Origin of the sequence: Halarchaeum nitratireducens, assembly GCF_014647155.1 — an archaeon.
GTDB classification, from domain to species: domain Archaea; phylum Halobacteriota; class Halobacteria; order Halobacteriales; family Halobacteriaceae; genus Halarchaeum; species Halarchaeum nitratireducens.
On sequence record NZ_BMOQ01000011.1, the window covers coordinates 25,459 to 47,522 of the forward strand.

Sequence of the window (22,064 nt, forward strand, 5' to 3'; positions counted from 1 at the left end):
GTACGTCTATTAGTTCTAAGGGACCACACGTACGAAAAGCAAGCGACCAGCGGGTCGACATCCACTCCACAGATAGGAGCGTCCGCTCGCTAGCGTCGAGGACGCTACGGCGGCACCTCGCGGGTCTGCGCGCTATTCGTTGGGCGTCACTGTGGCCCCCTCGACAGGATACCACTGGTGATCGTCCCACTGGAACCGCACGGGCCGTGCCGTCGGCCTGACTGGTTTGTCCGTCGCCCTTTCGAGCAATGTTCTCGACGCAACGAGATCCGCATGGCCGTCGAAACCACACGGGCAAGTAAGCGTCTCTCGATGACGACGCGTTCGTTCTCGCTCACCGCAGTCTGGACACGTCTGGGACGTCCAAGCCTCTGAAAGTGCTTTCACGTCGATGCTGTACTCTTCACAGACTGATTCGAGTCGATCAATACACCGTCGGTGGGCCCAGAACGACTGTGCTTTGAGATTCGCCTCCACCGACCAGTACTCACCGAGCACTCCGGTGAGATCGCCGTGGTAGAGCGTTGTAACACCAGCTTCGTCTAACCGTTCAACTACGTCACGGAGGAGTGCGTTCACCGCATGATCGCGCCGTCGAGAGCGCTTGCGATAGAGACGCTTGATTCGCTGACTGGAGTGTTGTCTGTCGGGGAGTTTCGCTTGAGCGCTGGCGATAACGTTAGTCGTCTCTCGAAACTGCTCGAACGGCTGGTGGCCACTGTAGATATACTGCCTACCGGTTGTTGTCGTACAGGCAACGAGCACGTTTGCACCGAGATCGAGTGCAGCGGCCTCGGAGCCATCTGATCTGCTCTCTTCGATATCGTCGATGGTTACGGATTGGTGCACGCGGTACGTCTCTTCGACCGAGTCGTACGAGATTTCGAGCCGACCACTGTCCCCATGCCACTTCGGATTGCCCCGAACCGGTAACCGAAGCCGTTCGTACATTCCGAATCCGTACTCGTCTTTGAGATCCATGCCGATGCGGATTTCCAGTCGGGATCGCCTATTCCACTGAATGGTGTACGAATCGTTTCGAATGTAGGTGCGGAGCTCTCGGCCATCGTCTTGATTCCCCCAGTAGCCGGGGGGACTCGGATCGTACTCAGGATTGTCGAGAAGTTCGAAGAAGGATCGCCACGCAGTATCGTTCACGCGAGCGATCTGTTGGGTCGTCGCTCCGCTTAGCACGTCGACGTACTCGTCGTAGTAGCCGTCGCACTCCCAGACACTTTCGCCGTCGAAGAACTGCTGGCGGCGGTCGTAGGTGAGTTTGTTCCACAGGCTTGCTGACGCGTCCAGCACTCGCGTAAGGATCTCTTCTGTTGTTTCAGAGTCGGGAGCGATATCGAACGTATTCGTTCGTTTCATGGTTCTGAACGATATTGCATCCAGGGCACGCCTTCGCCGATTCCGGTTGACTGCACGATTCTCGGAAAACTACTGTCGGATTTGGGCTGGCAACGTCGTTTCATTTTCAATTCCTTTCTGGTGAAGGCACGATCACGTCGCGCCTCCGCCCGTTCCGGGCGCGAAAAACCAACACCAGCAAGTCGAGTTGGGGTCACATCATCGGTCGCTGTGGCCCCACATCCGCGGCACGTAGCCGAGGTGTTCGATGTCGTCAGCGTAGTCACGAAGGAGCCCGATCAGGACGATTTCCGGAACACCGTTCTCGGCTTGTTCGACTAGCCAGTCCTCCAGTTCGACTTCGGTCTCTTCAATCTCGTTCAGTTCGACCGCCACCGGTCATCGCGCCTCCTGCTGACGGTACACCTGTCGCTGGTGGTAGTGTCGCATCTCGAATCACCTGTGCTGTGCAGGCACGACCGAATGCGCCTGCACTTTTTGCAGGTGCTCAAAAACATTACCGTACTACCCAGTCAGAACCCGATGCCGTAGAACTATTGTCACACTTGGATTGAAGCGGTGATTTTGAGACCGTAACTCGGCAGCCCCTCAACTTAATGCCCGTCTGGTCAATGCACCGCGTATGGGATTGTTCGATAAAGTTACAGACGCTATCGGAGGTAATAGCGAGGGGGAAAAGGATACTACTGAAGTGACCGGCGCATTCGATGTTCCAGCTTGGGCCGTTGAAGATAGGGTGAACGTCGATAAACGCACAGAGATTATCCACGAACACTACCACGTAACTGAGGAACAAGCACATACCATTGCTCAGAAACTGAAGGAAGAGCTAGAAAGTACAGAAGGATACAGCCAGCACTCAATCATCTCTAATTTAGAAGACGATCTTGATCTTGACTATGACCTTCTTGAAACCATTGTCTGGACCGAGAGAGCTTCAATTGAAACGATGGACAGGGTGAATACCTATCTCGAACAAAACGACCCTGATAAGCTCTACAAGATTTCTGGTCCAGATGATGATCGTACTCACCCGATTACTCGTGAGGCAATGGAAGAGATTGAAGAGAAGGGTGGAGTAACAATGGAAAAATTAGCGAGGATCTTAATCAGGAAAGCTGAGAAGTATGAAGATGAAGGGGGTACTCCAGAGCGAATGGAACATTGGGTTCCTCATGAGAAGTTCCGATTCTCTATCGTCGCTCACGTTGACTTCTAAAGCTACTCGCCCCCAAGGATCTCCTCTCTCCAGTCCTTCTTTGCCCCGGTAGGCGTCTTCATCTCTTTCTGTATGGTCGCATAGAGAATTCCGAGGGGGAGTAGCAAAATGAAACCAAAGAAGCCTGTTGCGATGAGTCCGTCTGTGATTGAGAGGGAACTCCCAATCACGACTATCCAAATGATGAGGATAAGCCCTCCCAAGAGTATAGAAGCGCCTGCTGCAAGTCCAATTCCAATCGAACCAAGGATTCCGTGTGCTGCTGGTTCATAGCCACACTGCGGGCACTTATCTGCCTCTACCGATATTTTTGAGTCACATTTCTCACATGGCCCAGTTTCCTTAGCCGTCGATTCCTCTGTTTCTAATTCTCCCCCCGGTTCAGGCTCAGATTCCGCTTCATCTGGTCCGGTGAGATCGGCACCACACTCCGCACAGAATGAGTCATTTAGCTCATGTTCGGTTCCACAATTCGAGCAGTAGGGCATATCTCAGCTGTTTACCATCTACTCTCATAAACGTGGGTCTCCGAGTTGTCCATAGAATAAGGATGAGTGATGACGATGAGTACATAGAAAGAATGCGAGAGGTGGTTAAGAATTTGGATAGCCCGAAGTGGAAAGCGAAGTATGAAAATGAATTAGAGACAGTCGAAGAGAGTCATGAATTACTTGCACAGACGTACTATAAGGTAATTCAAGGTGTCATTATTGGCACTCTTCTTCTCCTTATCTTCCTTGTTTTAGTTGATGTGGCACTCTATTTCCACGCTTTGATATATGGTCTGACAATCAACATCTGGGGAACTATGTTTATAATCTATCCATCATTGAGAGGGAGATACATGATAGCTGGTATTTCAGAGAATGTGGACCGGAATGCAATCAGGAGAATTGAAACTCGACGTGTAGTATTCACACTATCTGGATTTAGTCTACTTGCGTTCGGTTTCGTACTCCAGATTCTAGCACATCAATCACTCAGAGGAAGCGAATTCATCACTCAAAACTGGTTAAGCGGGACTCTACCAGAATGGTCCGCAATACTGTTTATATTTATGGGATTTGTCTTTGTCTTCTGGCACTACGGAAAGTAATAGAACGTCAACTCGGACAGCGTCGAGACCAGATTCATTTTAGCCCGGAACGGGCGCGGGCGGTGCGGAGAGCGCCCGCACGCCCGGAATGGTCGGTCGCGAGCGACGCGGAGGGCGGAATGCGGCGAGCGGGGCGGGCCGTACCGAAGCACCTGATCAACTGAGTCCCACGCTTGGTGACCCAGCCGCTATCTTGGCGGATTCAGAAAGGGCGAGGCCGTCTCGGTCGTCCCCCGACCCTGCAAGCACCGCAGGCACGAGGAGCGCAGCGTGGGTCGCGGGATGGCGAGCGGCCGAGGGCTTTCGAGACGAGCACGACTGTCGTTGACGGACTACCAGCAACCGGTCGACGGGCTGGCCCGGAAGCGGACTACTCGAGCAGGTCCTGGACGAACCGGAAGCCATTCACGAACGTCACCGAGTCGCCGTACCCCTCACTTGCGAGGACGGTCTCGGCACCCTCTCCAGCGAGCGTATCCGTCGTGTAGATGTACGCTTGGTCTGCAGCCCCCTCGACAAACGCATGGGCAGCGACGCCTGCCAGCGCTGGATCGGCACGCCCGATCTCGTCGGCCGGCCGGTCATCCGCGTTCGCGATGTATCGCTGGACGCCATCCATCGTCCGCGACACCAGTCCCAGCGAGTAGTCCAGCGGCGCTGCCACACGCGCCCATCCCTCCTCGATCGCCGTGTCGATCGGCGGGGTGTCGACGCCGTCCACCTCAGTGGTCAACTCGTCGTAGACCCGCTCGGGGAAGACGAATGTGATGTCGTTCCGGCGGGCGAACGTGCGGACGGCCTGATACCGCCGGTTCGACGGCTGGCCCAGTCGCGACGAACAGGCTGGTATCCGCGATATGGATGGCGGTCACGCGTCGTCGACGTCGTCCTCGTCGGCATCTTCGATATCCGCAACCGACGCGCCCGACGTCTCGATGTCGAAGTGCTCGAGGACGACGGGCCGGAGTGCCTGCAGAATGATTTCGGCTGCGAGCGGCGAGATATCGAGATCCTGGGCCATCAGCCGGTGGGTGATCTCGCCCTGTTCGCGGTCGACCGCGTAGGTGAGCGCCGTCGCCAGCCCGGCGATTCCGTGCCGGTCGATGTACGTATCGATGTCGTCGTCGGTCGCCCGCCGGCCGACGGCGTCGATGAGCGCCGGCGTGATCGTGTACTCGCGAGTGCCATCGGCCGTTGTCACGGTCAGGTCGATCTCCCGCGCAACGTACCGCCGGGGCTGTTCCTCGCTGGTAGCCTCAATGACGCCGGCGTCGACGAGCCGGTTGACGTAGGTGTAGGCTGTGCCCTGCGCGAGGTCGAGGGCGTCCATCAGTTCCTGGACGGTCGAGTCGCCCTCACGAGCGAGATACGAATACAGCTGGGCGAGGGCTGGTTCTTCGAGGAGGTCCGCGACCGAGAGGAAGTCGCGGATGACCTCGCCGTCGGCCCGGTTCGAGGTTCGGGACATGGCTTCGGCAGTGATTACAGTTTACAGCGAATCAATAAAGAGTGTTGGGGGTCAGTTCACCCCGACTCGGGCATGGCGACGAGATGGTCGTCGAGCTCCCGCGTCCAGTACGTTGCGGGCCCACCTGAACTACAGCGGACACAGAGGTGTAGCGGTCCCTCGAGATGCCCGAGCTCTACGCGGAAGCGAGTCAGCGCTGCGAGCGTGTCGACGACCAGTCCACAGCCGTCACAGGCGACGTGATCGCGCTCGTCGAGATCCGGTTCCGTCTGAATCGCGCAGTCGACGCAGATCGGGTGGGTGACCCGTTCGTCCTCCCCCCAGGTGTGGGCATCGCCAGTCTCGGTACCGGGCGGGGTGTCGCAAAACGCACACCCAGAGAGGGTCTGTTGCATCACGCGTCCTCCTCGCCGGCGTCCTGCGCGGCCACCCATCCTTGATGGAAGACAGCCAGCTGGCTGATCGCGTCGAACGCCTCGCCGCTCGGCTCGTGAATGAGGACTCGCTGCTCGGCGACCGCCGTCACGACACCGTTGTCGACGAGGTCACTGACGAGCTGTCGCGCCGTCGGCTCGTCGACGTCCGCCGTCGCACCGCGGGCTGCATCCCGGTCCTGGGCGAGAAGTTCGGTTTCGAGCCGTTCGTAATCGGCTGTCGTATCGTCGAATGCGTCTGGATCAGGCATGGAAATCACGCGAGGCACGGTCAGGAGCGCGCCTCGCGCCTCCTGGCGCAGATAGACATGAAGCAGAGATCGGGAGCGAAGGGAGGTAACTGCAGGACGCAGACTCGTCCACTACCTCGACGGGAACCTCACAACGCGGTTTGCTCCACCGGTGAGGCGATGATATATTGTGCCGGCCGCTGATAGGACAGATATCGATGGAGATCCAGTTCCAGCACGCGAACCCGTACTCCGGGCGCGAATCCGTCGTTCTGCGGATTGATGGGTTGCTCGCCGACCAGACGGTCTGCGTGCTCGTCGATGCCGGCCAGAATGTCTCAACCGACGATCTCCTCGACGACGACGCCGACGAATATCTCGCCGCGATCTGTCTCACCCATGCCCACCTCGATCACTACCAGTCGCTCGGCGACGCCCTCGCCCACGGCGCGCCGGTGTACGCCGCCACCGAGACGGCCACCATGCTTGAGGACGTCTTCGCCGCCGGGGCGGACCACTACGACCTCTCGAACACGGACCGCGTGCTCGACCAACTGGACCCGATCGGGGGGTGGACGCAGATCGTGCCCGACCTCCGCGTCCATCCCGTGCCAGCCGGCCACACGCCGGGTGCCGCGGGCTTCCTCTTCGAGGTCACGGCCGCCGACGAGCGCCGAACGATTCTCGTCACCGGTGATTTCACGACCCGACGCGCCGCCGGCTATCCCGGCTTCGACCGCGACCTCCCCGTGGACGTCGACGTCCTCGTGCTGACCGCTGCGACCAGCGAGGACTTCGAAGCGACGCTCACCGACGCTGTCGGGACGATCTGTGAACGCGTCTGGGCCGGCTCGACCGTCCTCACGACTGCCAGCGGCCTGACTGGGCTGCATCTCGCGTACCTCCTCGGACAGCTCGCCGACCAGTGGGACGAACGACTCCCCATCACGCTTGCTGGCCACGTTGCGAAGCTCTACGACCGCCTCGAGTACACCGTCCCGAACGTCGAGACGACCGCCGAGTTCGCTGACCCAGCAGCGGTATTGGAGGAGGATGGCGTGACGATCGCCGGCCCGGAGGTGCCGATCGACGGGAGCGCAAAACGCCTCTTCGAGACGATTGCCGACGACCCCGGCGCGACGCTCGTTCAGCTCATCAACAGCGGTACTGATCCGGTGACGAGCGCGGCGTGTACGACCCACCAGTTCTCGCTCAGCAACCATCCGACGCCGAAGACGATCGACGACGTCGTCGAGGCGCTCTCGCCGGTCCACGTCGTCATCACGCATCAACAGGGTGCCGCTGCGAACCAGTACAAGGACAAGTACGCCAGTTACGTCTGGGCGACCGACGACACGGACTGCTACACGCTCCTGGACGACTCGGGCTGGACGCCGCCCCCATGGGTGACGGCGTCGACGAAACGTCGGGTGCAATCCGGGCCGACCACGATGGGTGGGACGCTCGGCGACGCGATCGCGGACGCGGAGATTCCGCTGCCGTCGGTAACGCGACGCGAGGACGTGGATCTCGAGGCGGAAGGACTCGACCTCGCAGCGCTTCGCGACCGGCTCTCGGTGGAGCCCGAAGCGCAGGCGCACCAGGAGACAGCTGCCACACAGCAGGATGCCGACGGAGGGGTAGACGCGACAGGCCCGGCGAGGGCTGACGGGTCGGCCGAGGACTGGGCGGCGACAGACGACGACCCGGACATCGAGACGGTCCTCGCGGGAATGGATGCTCGGCTCGACCGGATCGAAGCGGCCGTCACCGACCGCGGTGTCGACGCCCGCGTCGTCGATGCGGGCGACGGCACGCTCCTGCTTCGCCTCGAAGACCCACCAGACGATCTCGAACACGGGCAACGTCTACGGGTTGTTCTCCCGGGCGGACGGGCTTCGGACGCCGCTGCCGACCACGCTGACCAGGATTCATAGTCGCCTTTTTGAGGGCCAGTTGAGAGAGTGATTGTCTCTCGACGCACACCCGAATTCCTAACCCCTGGCCGTCGTATACTGAACTAATGCGGGGTTCGGGAACGCCGATTAATTCCAGTGAGGAAGCCGCGCTCGAGCACCTTGAGCAGTACGTCGACACGTTGGGGGGTGACGAACGCCTCACGCGAGCGGACGCAGTCGCGCATCTCGTGGAGCAAGGGAGTGAACGGCCCGACGCACGAGAACACATCGAGCAACTGCTCTTGAAGGGCTATCTGTACGAAGTCGACGACCACCTGCGGATTCCGTCACGACCCTGACGAGGGAGGACAATAACTGCTCCTTGCTGCCAGCCGTTCTAGCCAGATTGTCGCGACGACGACAGTGATGACCTCGAGTGCAATCCCCGACTCGTGGTCCAGCGCGTCGATCCCGCATCCGGGGCGAACCGCATTGCAGCTGACTGTCGTTTCGTGCCAGCCGAGACGCACGCTTCGTCGCAGTTTCGCTGTTACTCGGAGCTACTCCCGAACAATCCTTTTGCCCGGCCCCAAACGGACACGGTCTCGGACTCGTTATCGCCCTCACCAGCATCGTCAGAATGCGCGTCTTGGGGATCCCCTGACTCTCGGTCGCGACTTGCGAGTTCCTCGGTGAGTCGCTCGACTTCTGCTTCAAGGGTGTCGATTCGCTCGTTCTTCTCTGCCAGTGTCGCCTCGAGTTCGTCGACGCGTTCGGTCAGCAGCCGGTTCTTCTCAACCAAGTACGCGCGATTCCGCTCCGAGTCATCGGTATCACAGTCTGAGGAAGAGTCGGTAGCGGGGTCGTGGGCGTCCGCGGTGTCGTCGCCGGCGTCTGGCTCGTAGAACTCCGAGGTACTCGTGATTGCTCGCTCGATGGTCTTCTCTCCATACGTTGATCCATCCGCGTAGTGGACCTCATCCCACTTCTCGCGAAGCAACCCGGACTCACGGAACAGGTGGTCCATCTGCGTCCGGTCGCCGCCGGTCCAGAACGCCAGCAGACAACACAGCGCCATATCTGCCTCGGAGTGGCTGTCGTAGCCGCCCGTGTCTCCGTTCCAGAGCCGCTCGAACTTCTCGCCGTTCGACGCATTCCGTGCTTTCTCGAGGAGTTCCTCATCCTCGAGGTCGACATTGACGTCGGCGTCGACCGTATCGGTCGCCGTTGACTGGTCGTCAGTGCCATCACGCTGCTCGGACTCGGAAGCTGTGGCACGCTCGGTATCCTGGACGTACTCACGGTGAATCGCTGTGAGCGCGTCCTGCCGGCGTGCTACACGATTCGGTGTCCGCTCTACGTGGTCGCCAGTGACGGTGAAAAAACGTGCCGTATCGTACAGTTCGACGCTCCCACGGCGGTTCCGACCCTCCGGGAGTTCCCCCTTGATGAGGACGTGGTAGCCGGTGCCGGACGGCGACACCTCCGTGTAGGAGTCCAACCGGTCGATGATGTCCCGCGCGGCATCGTCGACGTCCCCAGTCTCTGGATCGCGACAGTCGTCCAGGTCGACACCGACGATAGGGTCGTCGTCGGTGAATACGAACCCGACCCCGTCCGCGTGCTCTGTCTCGGTGTACTCGAGTGCCGTCTCGAACTCACACCAGGTATCGGATTCCGTCGACGACGCGAACTCGCCACTGCCTGGCGTCACCGGAATCTTCGTTGGCTTGCCGTCTCGCTCCTCTTCGCGCCAGCACACCCACTGCTCGCGTTCGCGCAACGCCTCCGGAATCGCCTCCGGCTCGTCGATGATAGGCTCACTCATCCTCACATAGCACCTCGCATGGCTCTCACTGGCTGTGAGCCAGCACAGAATTCACGCTGCTCTGCGTCTCGATCCAATCCCTTGGTCCCAACGGGGATCCCCCGTTCTATCCTAGTTGGTTGTTGGGTGGAACACTCGCTAAAGCTGGTTGAAAATCGCTGGACGTGAGTGTGTTCCACCCATTTCGGTCGTTTCGTTGGTGTTCCACCCATTGAGTATTTGGGTGGAACATGCCGCCGTCGGGTGATTCTCGACCAGAGGGTCTGATCGGGTGGGATCATGATTCAGTTTGGGTGGAACAGCTCCCGAGAATTTGCGATGATACCGGGAATTGAACCGTGTACCTCCATTTCATGGTTGTGAATCCTTCTCAGGGCGGAGGCGGACACCAGTGTAATGCCGGACGGGTTCCCCGTCGATTCGCTTCTTCGTGGAGTCCACCTCGATGTGGGTGTTGAGCTTCCGTGTGAACCAGCTCTTGTTCAGCGGACCCTCGATGTCATGAGCCTCTGCCCAGTCGTTGTAGAGGCCGAATACGTCATCTTTCGGCACGGCTCCATCTGCGTCTTCGATAAGATATTCGTCGACGAACGATTCGAACGACGGTGGCGATGAGATTTCCTGCTGTTCCTCGACCGTGCTATCTGGTTGAGGAGTCTGGTCAGGTTCTTCAGTGGCCGCTGAACCAGATGATACTGGGTGGAGCGACTCATCGGTGATTGCCGAGAGTGGTCGCTTCTCACCGTCTTCATACACGACCGATTCCGCCTCATCGTGAAGGATAACGATGCCGTACGTCGAACGTGTGTAGTCTGGTACGGGGAGTTCGGCTTCGGGGACGAATGGCTTCTTGATACGCACCCAGTCGTCCTCAAACGCCGATTTCGTCTCGTATATCTGTTGCTCACCGTGCTCGTATACGACGTACTCGTCGGCAGCGTGGTCGTAGCTGTAGATGGCTGGCACACGATCCTTCGAGAGGTTTCCAAGCGACGGGAGGCGGATGTGTTCCGTCCCGCTGGTATCACGGAGGACGATCTCGTCGCCATCACGCTGCCAGATATTGTGAGTCCCGTTCTCGTTGTCGTTCGCCGGTCGCACGGCCGTCACTCCACCTTCTTCGGTCGCTCCACCGTTGAATGTGAGATTCGAGTCAGTCGTGTAGAACCGGGTCTCGTCATTCTGGAGGGTGCGAACGGGTGGTGTGAGAATGCCGTCAACGCGCTTGGCCCACTCAGTTTCGTCGTTTCCAGGTTGAACGACAAACAGCGGGATATCCCCTGCTGCTTGGGCCTTCCGGAGGTTCGTGAGTACCTTTGCGGGATTCTCGGGCGTCGTCGTCTCGACCTCGATAGCGAATCGGTCGTCAACCTCGGGATGGCTCGCCCTCGCGTCAGGTTTCTCGCTGCCATCCTGGGCGAGGATTGAGACGGTGCAGCCGAGTTCGCTGAGTTCTTCTTCGATCTGGAGGAGTGCCGTATCGTGGTCATGTCCGCCGGCGGCTTGTACGCCCCCAGTCTCGGGTGTCGCGATGTCTTCGCCAGCGTCGGTCAATCGAATCCGTATTTTGTCTGCTTCGATATCGACGGTCGTATCGAGATGGCGTGATCGCTCGCGGATATCTGCTAGTTCCTCATACGACGGTGGTTCGGCATCGACTTCTTCGAAGAGCCGCCTGAGTTCCTCGTCAACCGCTTCGACATCTACCCAGCCATTCTCTTCCCGACAGCCGTCTCGAAGCTGGCGGCTTCGAACCACCTTCGCTAGCGCGACGTCTAGGTCGTCGCTTTCGATGCTGAGTACCTCGTGTAATTCGGCAGGTGCGCTCGCTGTGGACACATCTGATTCCGCTGGCACCCCGTAGTCGTCACTGATGTCCTCGTGCATCGAGGCGAGCGTCTCAGTGAACTGTTCTTCTTCACGCTGTGTCAGCGGGTACTCACTCTCGGGATGGCCCGGCGGGATTTCGAGCGGTGTGAGACTGAACGGATACGGCCCGGTTTCTCCGAATGCTGGGCTCGGGACGCTGCCGATCCACTCGCCACGGGGTAACGAGCGAATCCGGTTGGCGAAATCGTCCGGGTCCATCTCCTCGTGGGCCATCGCCCGAGCCAGTTCTCGGTCGACGTTGATCTTGCTGACGAGTGAGGTCCCGATGTTGTTCAGGGCGTTCAGGTAGACTTTCCGCCCACCTTCAGCTTCCAGTTGCTCGGGGAACTGCATTGAGAGGCCCACTGAAAGCCGGAATCCTCGTCCTTTCTCGAGGAGGTCGTTCATGATATCGGAGACCACGACTGAGGCCGCTTCGTCGACGAGAAGGTTCACGACGTAGTCATCGGAGTACTGGGTGAGGTCGCGCTTGCGGTCTTTGAGCGCGTCGTCGAGATTGGTGAGGATCATGCCCGTCATAATCCGGGCGGCCTCGTCGCGAAGATCGCCGAGGTCGAACAGGATGACTTGGTTATCGTCGAGCACTTCTCGGAAGTCGAACTGGTTCTCGGTGTTGTTGAAGATGCGGCGCAGGTGGGGGTTCTGTGAGATGTAGTTGAGGCGGTGTGTGACCCCACCCATCACGTTGTCGAAGGTGGTCGAATCGTGTTGGAATTGCCGCCGGATCATGCGGGAGACCTCCTCGTCGCTCGATCGGGGTGCGTCTGCGAGATTCGGCTGTGGCGGGCCGGCTTCCCACAGCTGGTCGATGACGTGTTCGAGCTGTCGGTGGGCGAAGTAATCGGTTGACTCCCGGTACTGGCCGTTTTCACGGCCGTATTCCTCGTCGAACAGCGCGGTGATGAGCGTCTTGATGAGGGTTGGGGCGACCGTCGCCCGCTTGTATCGGTCCTCGTCCATGACGAGCTTCAGGATCTCTTCGTAGTGGTCGGCTTTTCGCCGGACTGCATCCTCACGGCGGCGGCCACTCTCCAGCGAGGGTTCGAGATCGAAAAAGGAGAATCCGGGAAGCACGTCCGGGATCGGGAAGTGGACGACGTTCTCCTCGAGGTCGGTCATCCCGAATCGGCGCGCGTGGGCCCGCATGTAGTTCTGCGCCATCTCGTCGTTTTTCGGAAGGACGAGGATGGTCGGCCCCTCAGTGTTGTCGTACAACGAGAGCATATCGTTGAGGAGGGCTTTTGACTTGCCTGAGCCGGTGGTGCCGAATCGTCCGTAATGCATCGGCAGTAAGCGGGGCGGAATGTGTGTCGGGACATCTTCGGGGTCGCCAGTGTCGTCGAGGGCATACCCGATAGCCATCCCGTCACGGAACTCGCTCATAATGTCCTGGTGAGGCCGGGCGAGCGGATTCCGACTCTGTTGTTCCGCACGCGTTCCACGTTCGCCTTCCACGGAGAGTTGGTCCGAAGAGGGAACGACGAGGAAGTTCGCGAGTTCGTGGCCGCTCAGGACGAACTCGGGTCGAGTCTTGCCACGGCCGGTCGTAAGCTCGCGGTCCAAAAGCCGTTGCAGCGCGGTTCGTGCGTACTGCTCTTTTTTGGCCTGCCGCAAGCCGTTGTCGCGCACCCGTTCGGCCTCCACTTCGTAGCACGGCCCATCGAGTGTATCGAAGACGGGGGCAAGTGACTCCAACCGCTCGTCGAGTTCCTCACGCTCGTCGTCACTGGATGGAACGCCAAGGGCGCGAATATTCGCGGTAAACGAGCGCTTCGCGTTTTTCGCCTCGATAGCTCCGACACGATCTGCTTGTGTGTCACTCAACTCCTCCCGGCTTCGGCGGTCAGAGCCGTCGTCAAACTCCAAGAGTGGCCCCAAAAACCGCTGCGCCCAGGTATCCCGCCCCTCGATGATGTCTTCCGTACGAACTTCAGCATCGCTCTGCCAGCTCGCCCGTCGCTGGAAGACGACGTGGAACGCTAGTGGGGCACTCGCCTCCGTCAAGTCATCGACGAGCGACGCGAGCGCGCCACCAGGCTGGTCGACAGCATCAGGACTCTCGTCTACATCGTCGCCAGTGAACGGCGAGAGCGAAGACATCCAGTCCTGTTTCCGAGTCGCCGAGCCCTGCCACCGGACGCCGAGTGGGGAGACGGTATCAGTCGCTGGCCGGGCAAGTACTGTTCCCTCTGACGTCATCGTTGGTTTCGCCAGCGTTGTCACCGGCTCATCCCTGGGAATCGCATCTGGTGGGGCGAGTTCGAGGGCAGTATCCCCAATCTCGATGATGTGGTCGACAGATGGGTCAGCGACCGTCTCTCCATCCGCGGCTGATTCGGCTTCTACTAGCTCGGATTGATTGTTGTCGTCAGTCGCCAGCTCGTATTGCTCGTCAGGACCGAATTCGTACTGGAGGTCGTCCGACTCATACTGCTCGACGAATGTCTCCTGGTCGAATTCGACGGGCTGCACGAGTCGCGATGCAACGTCGACCTCGGTGCGTTCGATGTCGAACGTCTCGGGATAGATCGACCGGAGACGCTTCTTGAGAGTGTCCAGATGCTCGTTGGCCCCGTAGTAGAATTCGACGGGCTCATCTGCACCGTCACTGAGTGCGAGGAATTCGAACCGGGGCGGTGTCTCGCTATGTAATGGATTCAGTTTGTCGACCAGCCCTGTCGAGTCCGTTGCGGTCAGTTTGTGGAGGCTTTCCAGTGCTTGGGGCACACGCTCCGGCGTGAGTTGTTCGGATGTCGGCGTCACGCGAAGGTACTCACGCATTTTCATCACCTTCCTCTGAGTCCCCATCGGTCTCCGCTGGCGTCCGCTCGGGTACAGTTTCTCCATTCCCGGTTGCTCGGGCTTCGAGGTCATCCTGGAATGTCTGGATATCCGGATTCACAGCGTCTTCACCAGCACCGGGGAGTGAGGTTCGCCGTTGCTCGGTCGGCTCGAAGTCGATGACCTGCTTCTCCTTGGCCATCGCTTTGACCTGGATGCCACGCCACTCGCCGTCGACGCCCACCAGCGCCTCGGAGAAGCCGGCGTCCTCGTTGCCGGGCACGGCATCTTGGACGAACCGCATCTGCGCGTAGTTCAGGCCGAACTCGTCGGCCCACTCTTCGTCCATCCCGTCGAGGCGGTGGAACTGCTTGACCGCGCACTGGTCCAGAATAGCCTCGGATTCGGCGTGCTCGAAGAACTCGTCGACCGTCTGGGTGACCAACCGAATCGAGAGGTCGTGGTGCCGGTGGTGGCGGAACACCGTTTCGAGGAACGCCAGGCTCGCGGCGTCTTGCATAATGTAGCGTGCCTCGTCGATGTAGAACACGACCTCCTTGTCCGAGACTTTCGCGCGCTCGTACACCAGTGAGATGAGCAGCTGCATCGTCAGTGCCGTGCTGCTGTCGACGCTGCCCTCTTGCTGGGCGAGGTCGAGGTAGATGACCTTCTCGTCCCGAATGTCGAAGTCCGAGGATTGGCCGAGGTTGGCATGCCGACCATCCTCCTCGAAGGGGCGAAGCTGGTCGAGGAGCCACGTCGCGTCCTCCTTGATCTTCCCCGCCTCCTCGTTGGCCCGCACGACGAACTCCTCGGGCTCGTCGACCATGTCCTCGAAGACGTCCATCATATCCCGAATTGTCGGGCTCGGGTTGTCGTGCGTGGAGATGTCGTCGGTGATGCCGTTGCGCTTGTACGCCCGCTTGAGGCCGAGTTCGAGCGTCGTCCGGCGGTCGCCAAGTGAGATGCCGCGGAGGGCGAAGAAGTTGGTGAGGAAGCTCATCGCGTCGTCGAGCTTCTCGTTGAACGGGCTCGCGTCCTCGCCCATCGCTCGCTGGACGTGCTCGGGTGTCTCCCGGATCTCCAAGGGGTTCAGCCCGAGCGTCCCACCAACAGTGATCCGCTTGGCGTCGAGTGCTTCCGCGACGCCGGCCCAGTTGTTCAGCGGCTCGAGGATGATGCCGATGCGGTCCTTGCTCTGCTCGATCGAGCGGATGAAGTTCTGCTTCGAGCTGAACGACTTCCCCGAGCCGGTGTCGCCGACGGTGAACATCGCGTACCCGTTGTCCCGGGCGAACGGGTCGATGACGACTGGGCTCTGGTTGTCCTTGTGAATCCCGAACTCGACGCCGCCCTCCTCGAGGATCGTCGCGTTGTGCGGCGAGGAGAGTAACGCCCCGACGGCGCCGCCGAGCGCGATGGACTCGCGGCCGAACTCGTTGTCACCGATGGGTGCGGCGGACTGGAGGGCAAGGTCCTGCCGGCAGATCGCGGTCTTCGGCGTGAGGTTCGCTGGATCATCGCGGAGCGCACTCTTGACTTCCTGGACGGCGTCCCGGAGTTCCTCTTTCTTGTCGGCCCGGACGGTGATGAACATCCCCTGGTCGAAGACGTTCGCGCCATTCTCGACGGCCTTGTACGTCGCTGCGGCCTCGTTGGCGCGCTCCTGGAGGTAGGCGCTACGGACGCTCTGTTCGATATCGGCGTCGACCTGCAGGTCGTCCGCGATGTCCTGCAGTTCGTTCCGGGCCCGTTCCTGGTTCTTCGGCGTGATGTGGGCCGTCAAATCGAACTGGACGTCCGTCATCTCGAAGAGGTCGCTCAGATAGCCATCGCTGGGATAGTCGGCGTAGTCGGCGATGTACAGTGTCGTCGTCCACTGCTCGCCGACCTGGGCTGCTCGCGTCTCCCACTCGATGGCGGCCGGCGCAGTTACCGTCTTGTGCGACTCTGAGATATCGTCCAGGATCTGGCCTTCTGCGTTGCCTTCCTCCAGCGTCTCTTCGTCGAGGACGTCCGAGAAATCGACTTCCTCCTCATCGTTGGTGCTGTGATATCGACCCCACAGAAGCTTGCCAGCGACGCCGAGGATGACGGCCAGAAGGACGTAGAGCGCTGCGCCTTCGGTCGACGTTGGATTCAGTAACCACTCGGCGACTTGATCGGTTGCCCTCCCACCGGCCTGAAGAAGGACGCTAAGCATCGGACTCGTCCTCCCGGCGCGAATGGCCGACGATCGATTGCTCTCGAACGACGCGCTCTGCGTCGTCGTAGTCGTGTTCCCGACCGTTCCAGAAGTCCATATTCAGCACGAACAGCTCAACCGTACTAAGGCGACGAGCGGACCAACCAGAGGATTGCTGGATGAACTCGGCCCGCAGGTCGTTGACGCGACTGTCCAGCTTCTCGAACATCTGGGTACGGCGCTCGACGTCGGTGAGGTCCTCGCGGCGGGTGACGAACGGGTTGAACAGGAACCCGATGACGGGGAACTGGGTCAGCTTCTCGACGGGGGTACCCTCGTCTTGGTAGCGATCATAGACCTCCAGGGGGCTGACCTCGACACCGATGTAGTACCGGACCTGTTGAATGCCCAGGTCACGCATTTCCTTCGGCCGCGTCTCCCGGTATTCTTCGAGAAGTTCCCGGAAGATCGGGTTCTGCGTGACGTCTTCGTCGGAGAGGCGGTTTTCGATATTTTCGATGATTTGCTCGACCGGGAACGAGCGAGTTGTAGCGTGGACTTTGAGCTTCGAGTCGAGTTCCTTATTAGCGAATTCCTCGCCAGCCTCCTGGAGCTGTGCCCAGTCGTCGGACATGGCGAAATCCATGTTTCCCGGCTGGATCTCGACGAACGCTTCCATCGTCCCGTCCGCCCGCTGGATGGTACCAACGCCGGGCCACGCCCGCTTGACGTTCGTGAGGTCCTGGGTTCGTTCGTCGGGTTTGAACGGCGTATAGTTGGCGAGCCCGCCCTCATTCCGTGTCGTCTCATTTGTGCCGCTCTCTGCGTTGTCTGGGGCGCTGAATGTGATCTGTGGTCGCTTGGCGTACCGATAGACGTCTTTCGTCCACGTCCAGGCGTTCAAGTGATTCGGTGAGACGTAGATGACGGCAACGCCGAACCCCAAGCCGCCAGCTACGAACGGGAGGGCAAGTGACTCGATACCGGTGAGGCCGGCGACGAACAACCCGATAATGGGGAAGGTAATGAGAACGCCGACATCACCCTCCTCGATGTTGAGGTACGGGATACGGCCTTTCTCTCCGAACTGATTCATAATTCGCCGTGCAGCTGCGTCTTTATCGGTTGACATACTTACTGGGTCCCTCGATCAAACTCCGTATCGCGTTTGTCATTCGATGTGTTCGCTGTCGGCTCGCCCGGGTCGTTCTCGGTTCTGCGGTACGACGGCTTACCGCTGCCCTGATCTCCATTGTCTCCACGGGCGGCTGCTTTCTGGGCGACAGCTTGTCCTGCGGCCGCTTTCGGCCCCCACCGGGCGGCAGTTGTCGCGACGCCAGCACCACCGACGTAGGCTCCAGCAGCGACACCGCCGACGAGTGCCGCCCCTTTCGTAGCACCGCCGACGACCTTGGCAGTCAGCGGAGTCGCATATTTGAACGTCTTCCACGTGACATAGAGAGCAATCAGGGGTAGTGAGACTGCTACCAAGTACTTCAGAAACACGCTATTTGGAGCAATTGCATCTTGCGAGTAGAGCAAATCGTATCCTTTGAACACTACTGCTGCCGGGAGGGGAAGAACTGCGAGCGGGACGAACCGTTTGGTAAATCCCATCGCGATATCGGAGAGAACCGGGATATTGCCGTAGCCAAGTGCGAACGCTATCGGCATTCCATACACGTAGACGTAGAGGAGAATCTCTCGAATGAAGTACAGTGCCTCCAGGGCCCACATCGAGAGACCGCCGAGAAGGGCGAATACGAGTGCAAGCCCGGGATTCGTTAGAGAGACTTCGAGGAAATTGACCATCGCATCACCTAGTGAGCTGAGACTTGGCATCAGAGCAATCGTGAATCCATCCACTATGTAGAGGCCCAGAATACTCACCCAGTACCAGCTGATAATAAGGAATGCTCCAACCCAGGCGGTCTTCTTCGTCCGTCTGGCTTCGTATGCACTCCCGAGATTGAAAATTCGGATCGTGTGCCGTCCTTGGACGCACATCAAAAGGAGGAGCAACGAAATCAGCATGATCTCACCGCCCACCAACGCATCTCGGATACCCTGCCAGGGAGCGTTGACCGGGTCGCCGAAGACGAATGCCCCCTCCGTCTCAGGCGTCGGCGTGCCAAACATCTCCTCTGTCAGGGTCTCGTAGCCAGCCGTCAGCCCCTCCATGAACAGGCTAATGACCCAGTCGACGGCGTCTTTGAACCCCTCTAAGAAGACATCAATCAGGTCAACCATGGCTACGCCTCATTGATGGTGATATCACAGTTGTCAGGCTCTGTTGAAGCCGAATACTGGATAGTGTACGTTTTCGAAACTTGATTTGCTCCAACCTGGGTTTCGAGGATGAGATCGAACTCCCCGCTCTGTTGTTCGTCCGTGCAGGATGTCCCCCCGCCCGGGACGAAGGCGAACGGCGACCGAGAACTGTAGATCGTGATTTTCTCGCCAGCGGTTATGACAACTTCGTCAACCTCCGTATCCGCATCCGCATCGTATATCCCACTCACGTCCTCGTTGGCAGCATAGTTCGTGCCTTCTTCGTCTGAGGGATACGGCACGTCCCCAATGAAGAGTAGTTTCGTTATTGCCTCTGGACCACTGCCCTGATTCTCAACCGTCACGAATGCTTCTTCAGCTATTTCGTCGCTTGGCCCGTCCCACATCTTATCGGGCTGGTTTCTTCCGATTCCCATCTCCACAATTCCAAGATCCGGCTGGATGGGAAGTGAGGTTTCGACAACAGTCTCATCGCCTTTCAACGCGAGTACGCGGTACTCACCGGGTGCGTAAGCGGTCCCAATTTCGAACGAAACCTGCTGGGAGCCTGTTGCGACTTCGCGCTGTCCGAACAGTTTCCCGTTCGGTTGAATGAGGTTGATCTGATCGACGTCGGCTTCCGCAGTGAGTTCGACGACGAGAGTTGTTCCATCGACGGCAATGCGCTTGAGCGTATTCTGACTGTCTGGAGAGCCATTGCCACCATTAGGTGTCTCGGTGTCCCCACCGTTGTCGAGACAACCGGCAACGCCAGCAAGCGCGGCACCGGCGACTGTTCGAAGGGCGGTACGTCTGCTGAGTGAGCTGTGGTGAGTCATGGTTTGCTGTCGAAAATGTCGTCCGGACCAAGCATCCGCAGGACCCGGCGTCCCGCGTAGAACATTACGACGAACGGGATGAGCTGCCAGCCAACCTCGAAAATGAACGCGAACCAACCGTCAATGGTTCCGAGCGAATGCCAGCGAGCGGTCGCCGTGTCGCTCACGTACGCCGGATCATGCCCAAGCCACGAACCCGGATGGTAGCGAGCCGTGTAGATGCCCGGTTCATCGATGGGTACAATCGCCACCCCCGAGGCGTTGGTCTCGACGCGCTGGTCCGCAACCGTGATGTACCCGTTCCGGGTGGTGCCGCCGATTGGATACTGACGGCTCTCGTCGAGCGTGATCGGTGCGCCGGTTTGATTGTCGCGAAGTTCGACCCTGACCGTCGCTTGCGACTGGTTCTGCTTGATGACCCCGACAGTGAGATTGCTGCGGCGGAGCTGCCGCTCAGAGCCCCTGCCTGGCTCAGCAATTGAGGCATTCACTCCGCGAACGATGCCCGCTACCTGGAGCGCCTCACGGTCGACATTCTCGGCTCGAACGGCGACGCCGTACGTCGTCGTGTACGACTGGTTGACGATGTCGATGTTGATGTTCTCACCGATGGTGCCGACCGGTGACGGGCGGTCAGTCCCCCAGATCTCGATGAGTTCCGGCCCGTCTCGAACCGGCTCAGCACGCGGGCCGATCCGCGAGGGATACGCGTGAACGTAGACCGGAATCGCGTCCGACTGGACGGTAGCACTATCCGTGCGATTTGACCGGACGAGCGTGTCCCAGTTGGTGTTCCGAGCCGTGTAGAACCGCCAGATGCCACGGACCCGTGTCTCACCGTCCTCCGTGAGCGTGTACCCCTGCCACGGCCGCGACTGGAAGATGGCCACGCCGGCGTCGCCGTTCGGATACTCAGCGTAGTAGGGGGACGCCGAGAGGTCGTAGACCTCGACGGCGATCGAATCGGAGACGTTGCGTGATTCCGTCCGATAGGTGATGTCGACGTCCGTCCGGTCACCCAAGTCGGTCCTGACGGTCTTCTTCAGTCGGACGCTAATCTCCGCTTCCAGCGTGAGATTCGCACTCCAGTCGTCCTCGATCTGGTAGTCGAGGGCAGGCGTATGTGATCCACCACTCTCGGCGATGGTCTCGCCGTTCTTCTTCAACCGAATTTCTTCGATCTCGTGCTCCGTGAGCGACCACGAGACAGTCGTGTTGCCGGAGGAGCTCCCGTTGGGCACGCGAACGCGGTAATCAACGAACCCGCGCATTGTCCCATTCGGCGCGATGTAGAGTGGGGTTTCACCGAACTCGAGGTGTCCACGAGTGGAGGGCTGGACTGCGAAGATCGTCGCGTGAGCATCTTCGATGAAGACGCCGTTCTCGAGGTTCGCGTGCGGCGGATGCACGGACGTATCTGGGCCGCCGGCGTCGAGGTCCTCGAAGTCGTTCCGTGTCCACGTCGCCGCGGTCGCGGGCGGGCTTTTGAACGTGACGTCGGTCCCGTTCGCGACTTGGTGGACGGCGGAGCGGTCCTCGCCGTACCGCTGGCGGTACTCCTCCTGGCTGATGTAGTTGTCCGCATCACGTGACCACAGCGTTGCCGACTCGTTTTCCGTGAGCCCGTTCCCCTCCGTACCTGGTCGCGGCGGGTCAGCGGCGACGATACCCGTGACTAGGCTCGTCGCGAGCAAGCCGGCCATGAGCACGGAGAGCTCTCGATGGTTCATAGGGCTCGCAACGGGGACTGCAGAGTGGTTACCAGGGGACGAGGTCGACACACTGCGCCAGCGGGAGGCCCATCATCGACCCGGCGACGGTGTACAGCGGGCCGAGGACGACGAGGACGACCGCGGACTTCATCGCCGAGCGCTTGTGGCGCTTGAGACCCTTCTTCTGCTCGGGATTGAGGGTGAACATCTCGATGAGGGAGTCCGCCTGCCAGACGATGGCGAGGCCGACGATCCCCAGCGCGGTGGTCAGCTGGAAGAACCCCTCAATCATGCTCGGGAGGTTGTCGGCGCTACAGACCGCGTTACTCTGGGCAGCGACCGGCTGGACAGCGAACAGGCTCAGGAGGACGACGGTGAGCGCTGCCTGCCGGGGGATCTTCCCGGTCAGCGGTGACTGGTTTTCGACGCTAGGCTCAGGGTCGGAGGGAGTCTGGTCCTGTGACATAGCGAGTCAATCATCTGTGGCGTCTCCAGCTGGTGGCTGGTTCTGTTGCTCTTCGACGAGCGACTGGAGGTCGTCGAATCGGTTGGTGTCTTCTGCGATCTCGTCGAGCGTGTAGCCCTGCTCGCGGGCCCGTTCGAGGAGGTCGCGGAGTTCATCGGGGTCAACACCGCGGACTGCCATTTCCTCGCGGAGGGCGCGGCGATAGAGGGCAGAGGCGTTGATGTGGTCGTTCCACATCAGGTACAGGTCATCGATGTCTTCGATGGTGACTGACCTCGTAATCATACATGCGGGTATGGGTATGCACGGCTGTGTTGAATCACTAGACGGCGTCGGGATGGGGCGCTAAATCAAAGGAGTTGAAGCGGAGAGA

19 protein-coding genes and 1 pseudogene are annotated in these 22,064 nt (G+C 59.8%); 4 read left to right on the forward strand and 16 right to left on the reverse strand.

Features of this window, described 5'->3' with window-relative positions:
• Nucleotides 1–132: 132 nt before the first annotated feature.
• Both IEX91_RS15275 and IEX91_RS15280 read right to left on the reverse strand, forming a co-directional pair.
• Nucleotides 133–1,374 carry an RNA-guided endonuclease InsQ/TnpB family protein gene (locus tag IEX91_RS15275; protein ID WP_188880051.1) on the reverse strand — a complete coding sequence of 414 codons (1,242 nt, stop codon included), beginning with the start codon at nt 1,372–1,374 and terminating at the stop codon, nt 133–135.
• 198 nt (nt 1,375–1,572) lie between these two features.
• Nucleotides 1,573–1,749, reverse strand: a complete 177-nt coding sequence (locus tag IEX91_RS15280; protein WP_188880052.1) for a hypothetical protein — start codon at nt 1,747–1,749, stop codon at nt 1,573–1,575.
• Between the two features lie 247 nt (nt 1,750–1,996).
• On the opposite strand from IEX91_RS15280, the gene IEX91_RS15285 reads away from it, so the two are divergent.
• Entirely contained in the window at nt 1,997–2,593 is a 597-nt protein-coding gene (locus tag IEX91_RS15285; RefSeq protein WP_188880053.1) for a hypothetical protein, read from the forward strand.
• Between the two features lie 2 nt (nt 2,594–2,595).
• Here the strand turns inward: IEX91_RS15285 and IEX91_RS15290 are convergent, their stop codons facing one another.
• On the reverse strand, nt 2,596–3,081 hold the full coding sequence (locus IEX91_RS15290; protein WP_188880054.1) for a zinc ribbon domain-containing protein: 486 nt from the start codon (nt 3,079–3,081) through the stop codon (nt 2,596–2,598).
• Nucleotides 3,082–3,143: 62 nt separating this feature from the next.
• Between IEX91_RS15290 and IEX91_RS15295 the strand changes: the two genes are divergently transcribed.
• Complete coding sequence (locus tag IEX91_RS15295) at nt 3,144–3,689, forward strand: hypothetical protein (RefSeq protein WP_188880056.1); 546 nt, start codon at nt 3,144–3,146, stop codon at nt 3,687–3,689.
• 370 nt (nt 3,690–4,059) lie between these two features.
• Here the strand turns inward: IEX91_RS15295 and IEX91_RS15300 are convergent.
• The 4 genes and pseudogenes from IEX91_RS15300 to IEX91_RS15315 form a co-directional block, all read right to left on the reverse strand.
• Nucleotides 4,060–4,561: pseudogene (locus tag IEX91_RS15300) on the reverse strand (hypothetical protein).
• On the reverse strand, nt 4,558–5,157 hold the full coding sequence (locus IEX91_RS15305) for a DUF7437 domain-containing protein (RefSeq protein WP_188880058.1): 600 nt from the start codon (nt 5,155–5,157) through the stop codon (nt 4,558–4,560). The pseudogene IEX91_RS15300 and the gene IEX91_RS15305 overlap by 4 nt, the downstream one beginning before the upstream one ends.
• 56 nt (nt 5,158–5,213) lie before the next feature.
• Nucleotides 5,214–5,552 (reverse strand): DUF7558 family protein, encoded by a 339-nt coding sequence (locus tag IEX91_RS15310; protein WP_188880060.1) that lies wholly within the window; start codon nt 5,550–5,552, stop codon nt 5,214–5,216.
• Complete coding sequence (locus IEX91_RS15315; protein ID WP_188880062.1) at nt 5,552–5,842, reverse strand: hypothetical protein; 291 nt, start codon at nt 5,840–5,842, stop codon at nt 5,552–5,554. Before IEX91_RS15315 ends, IEX91_RS15310 begins: the two co-directional genes overlap by 1 nt.
• A 197-nt stretch (nt 5,843–6,039) precedes the next feature.
• Between IEX91_RS15315 and IEX91_RS15320 the strand changes: the two genes are divergently transcribed.
• Nucleotides 6,040–7,758: an MBL fold metallo-hydrolase gene (locus tag IEX91_RS15320; RefSeq protein ID WP_188880064.1), complete on the forward strand. Its 1,719-nt coding sequence runs from the start codon at nt 6,040–6,042 to the stop codon at nt 7,756–7,758.
• An 86-nt stretch (nt 7,759–7,844) separates the two neighbouring features.
• A complete protein-coding gene (locus IEX91_RS15325) occupies nt 7,845–8,078 on the forward strand; it encodes a hypothetical protein (protein WP_188880065.1) in 234 nt (77 codons plus the stop codon).
• A 191-nt stretch (nt 8,079–8,269) separates the two neighbouring features.
• Here IEX91_RS15325 and IEX91_RS15330 read toward each other — a convergent pair whose 3' ends face one another.
• From IEX91_RS15330 to IEX91_RS15370, 9 genes are all read right to left on the reverse strand, one after another.
• Nucleotides 8,270–9,547, reverse strand: coding sequence for a phage NrS-1 polymerase family protein (locus tag IEX91_RS15330; protein WP_188880066.1), 1,278 nt, complete (start codon nt 9,545–9,547; stop codon nt 8,270–8,272).
• 351 nt (nt 9,548–9,898) lie between these two features.
• Nucleotides 9,899–14,224 (reverse strand): primase-like DNA-binding domain-containing protein, encoded by a 4,326-nt coding sequence (locus tag IEX91_RS15335; RefSeq protein WP_188880079.1) that lies wholly within the window; start codon nt 14,222–14,224, stop codon nt 9,899–9,901.
• Nucleotides 14,211–16,421, reverse strand: a complete 2,211-nt coding sequence (locus IEX91_RS15340) for a VirB4 family type IV secretion system protein (protein ID WP_188880067.1) — start codon at nt 16,419–16,421, stop codon at nt 14,211–14,213. The genes IEX91_RS15335 and IEX91_RS15340 overlap by 14 nt, the downstream gene beginning before the upstream one ends.
• A complete protein-coding gene (locus tag IEX91_RS15345) occupies nt 16,414–17,535 on the reverse strand; it encodes a hypothetical protein (RefSeq protein WP_188880068.1) in 1,122 nt (373 codons plus the stop codon). Before IEX91_RS15345 ends, IEX91_RS15340 begins: the two co-directional genes overlap by 8 nt.
• 2 nt (nt 17,536–17,537) lie before the next feature.
• Nucleotides 17,538–18,653, reverse strand: coding sequence for a hypothetical protein (locus IEX91_RS15350; protein WP_188880069.1), 1,116 nt, complete (start codon nt 18,651–18,653; stop codon nt 17,538–17,540).
• 2 nt (nt 18,654–18,655) lie between these two features.
• Nucleotides 18,656–19,513: a hypothetical protein gene (locus IEX91_RS15355; RefSeq protein WP_188880070.1), complete on the reverse strand. Its 858-nt coding sequence runs from the start codon at nt 19,511–19,513 to the stop codon at nt 18,656–18,658.
• The gene (locus tag IEX91_RS15360) at nt 19,510–21,243 is read right to left on the reverse strand and encodes a hypothetical protein (RefSeq protein WP_188880071.1); all 1,734 of its coding nucleotides are present in this window, start codon (nt 21,241–21,243) and stop codon (nt 19,510–19,512) included. The genes IEX91_RS15355 and IEX91_RS15360 overlap by 4 nt, the downstream gene beginning before the upstream one ends.
• A gap of 28 nt (nt 21,244–21,271) precedes the next feature.
• Nucleotides 21,272–21,691, reverse strand: coding sequence for a hypothetical protein (locus IEX91_RS15365; protein WP_008580508.1), 420 nt, complete (start codon nt 21,689–21,691; stop codon nt 21,272–21,274).
• Nucleotides 21,692–21,697: 6 nt separating this feature from the next.
• On the reverse strand, nt 21,698–21,976 hold the full coding sequence (locus IEX91_RS15370) for a hypothetical protein (RefSeq protein WP_188880072.1): 279 nt from the start codon (nt 21,974–21,976) through the stop codon (nt 21,698–21,700).
• Nucleotides 21,977–22,064: the final 88 nt, after the last annotated feature.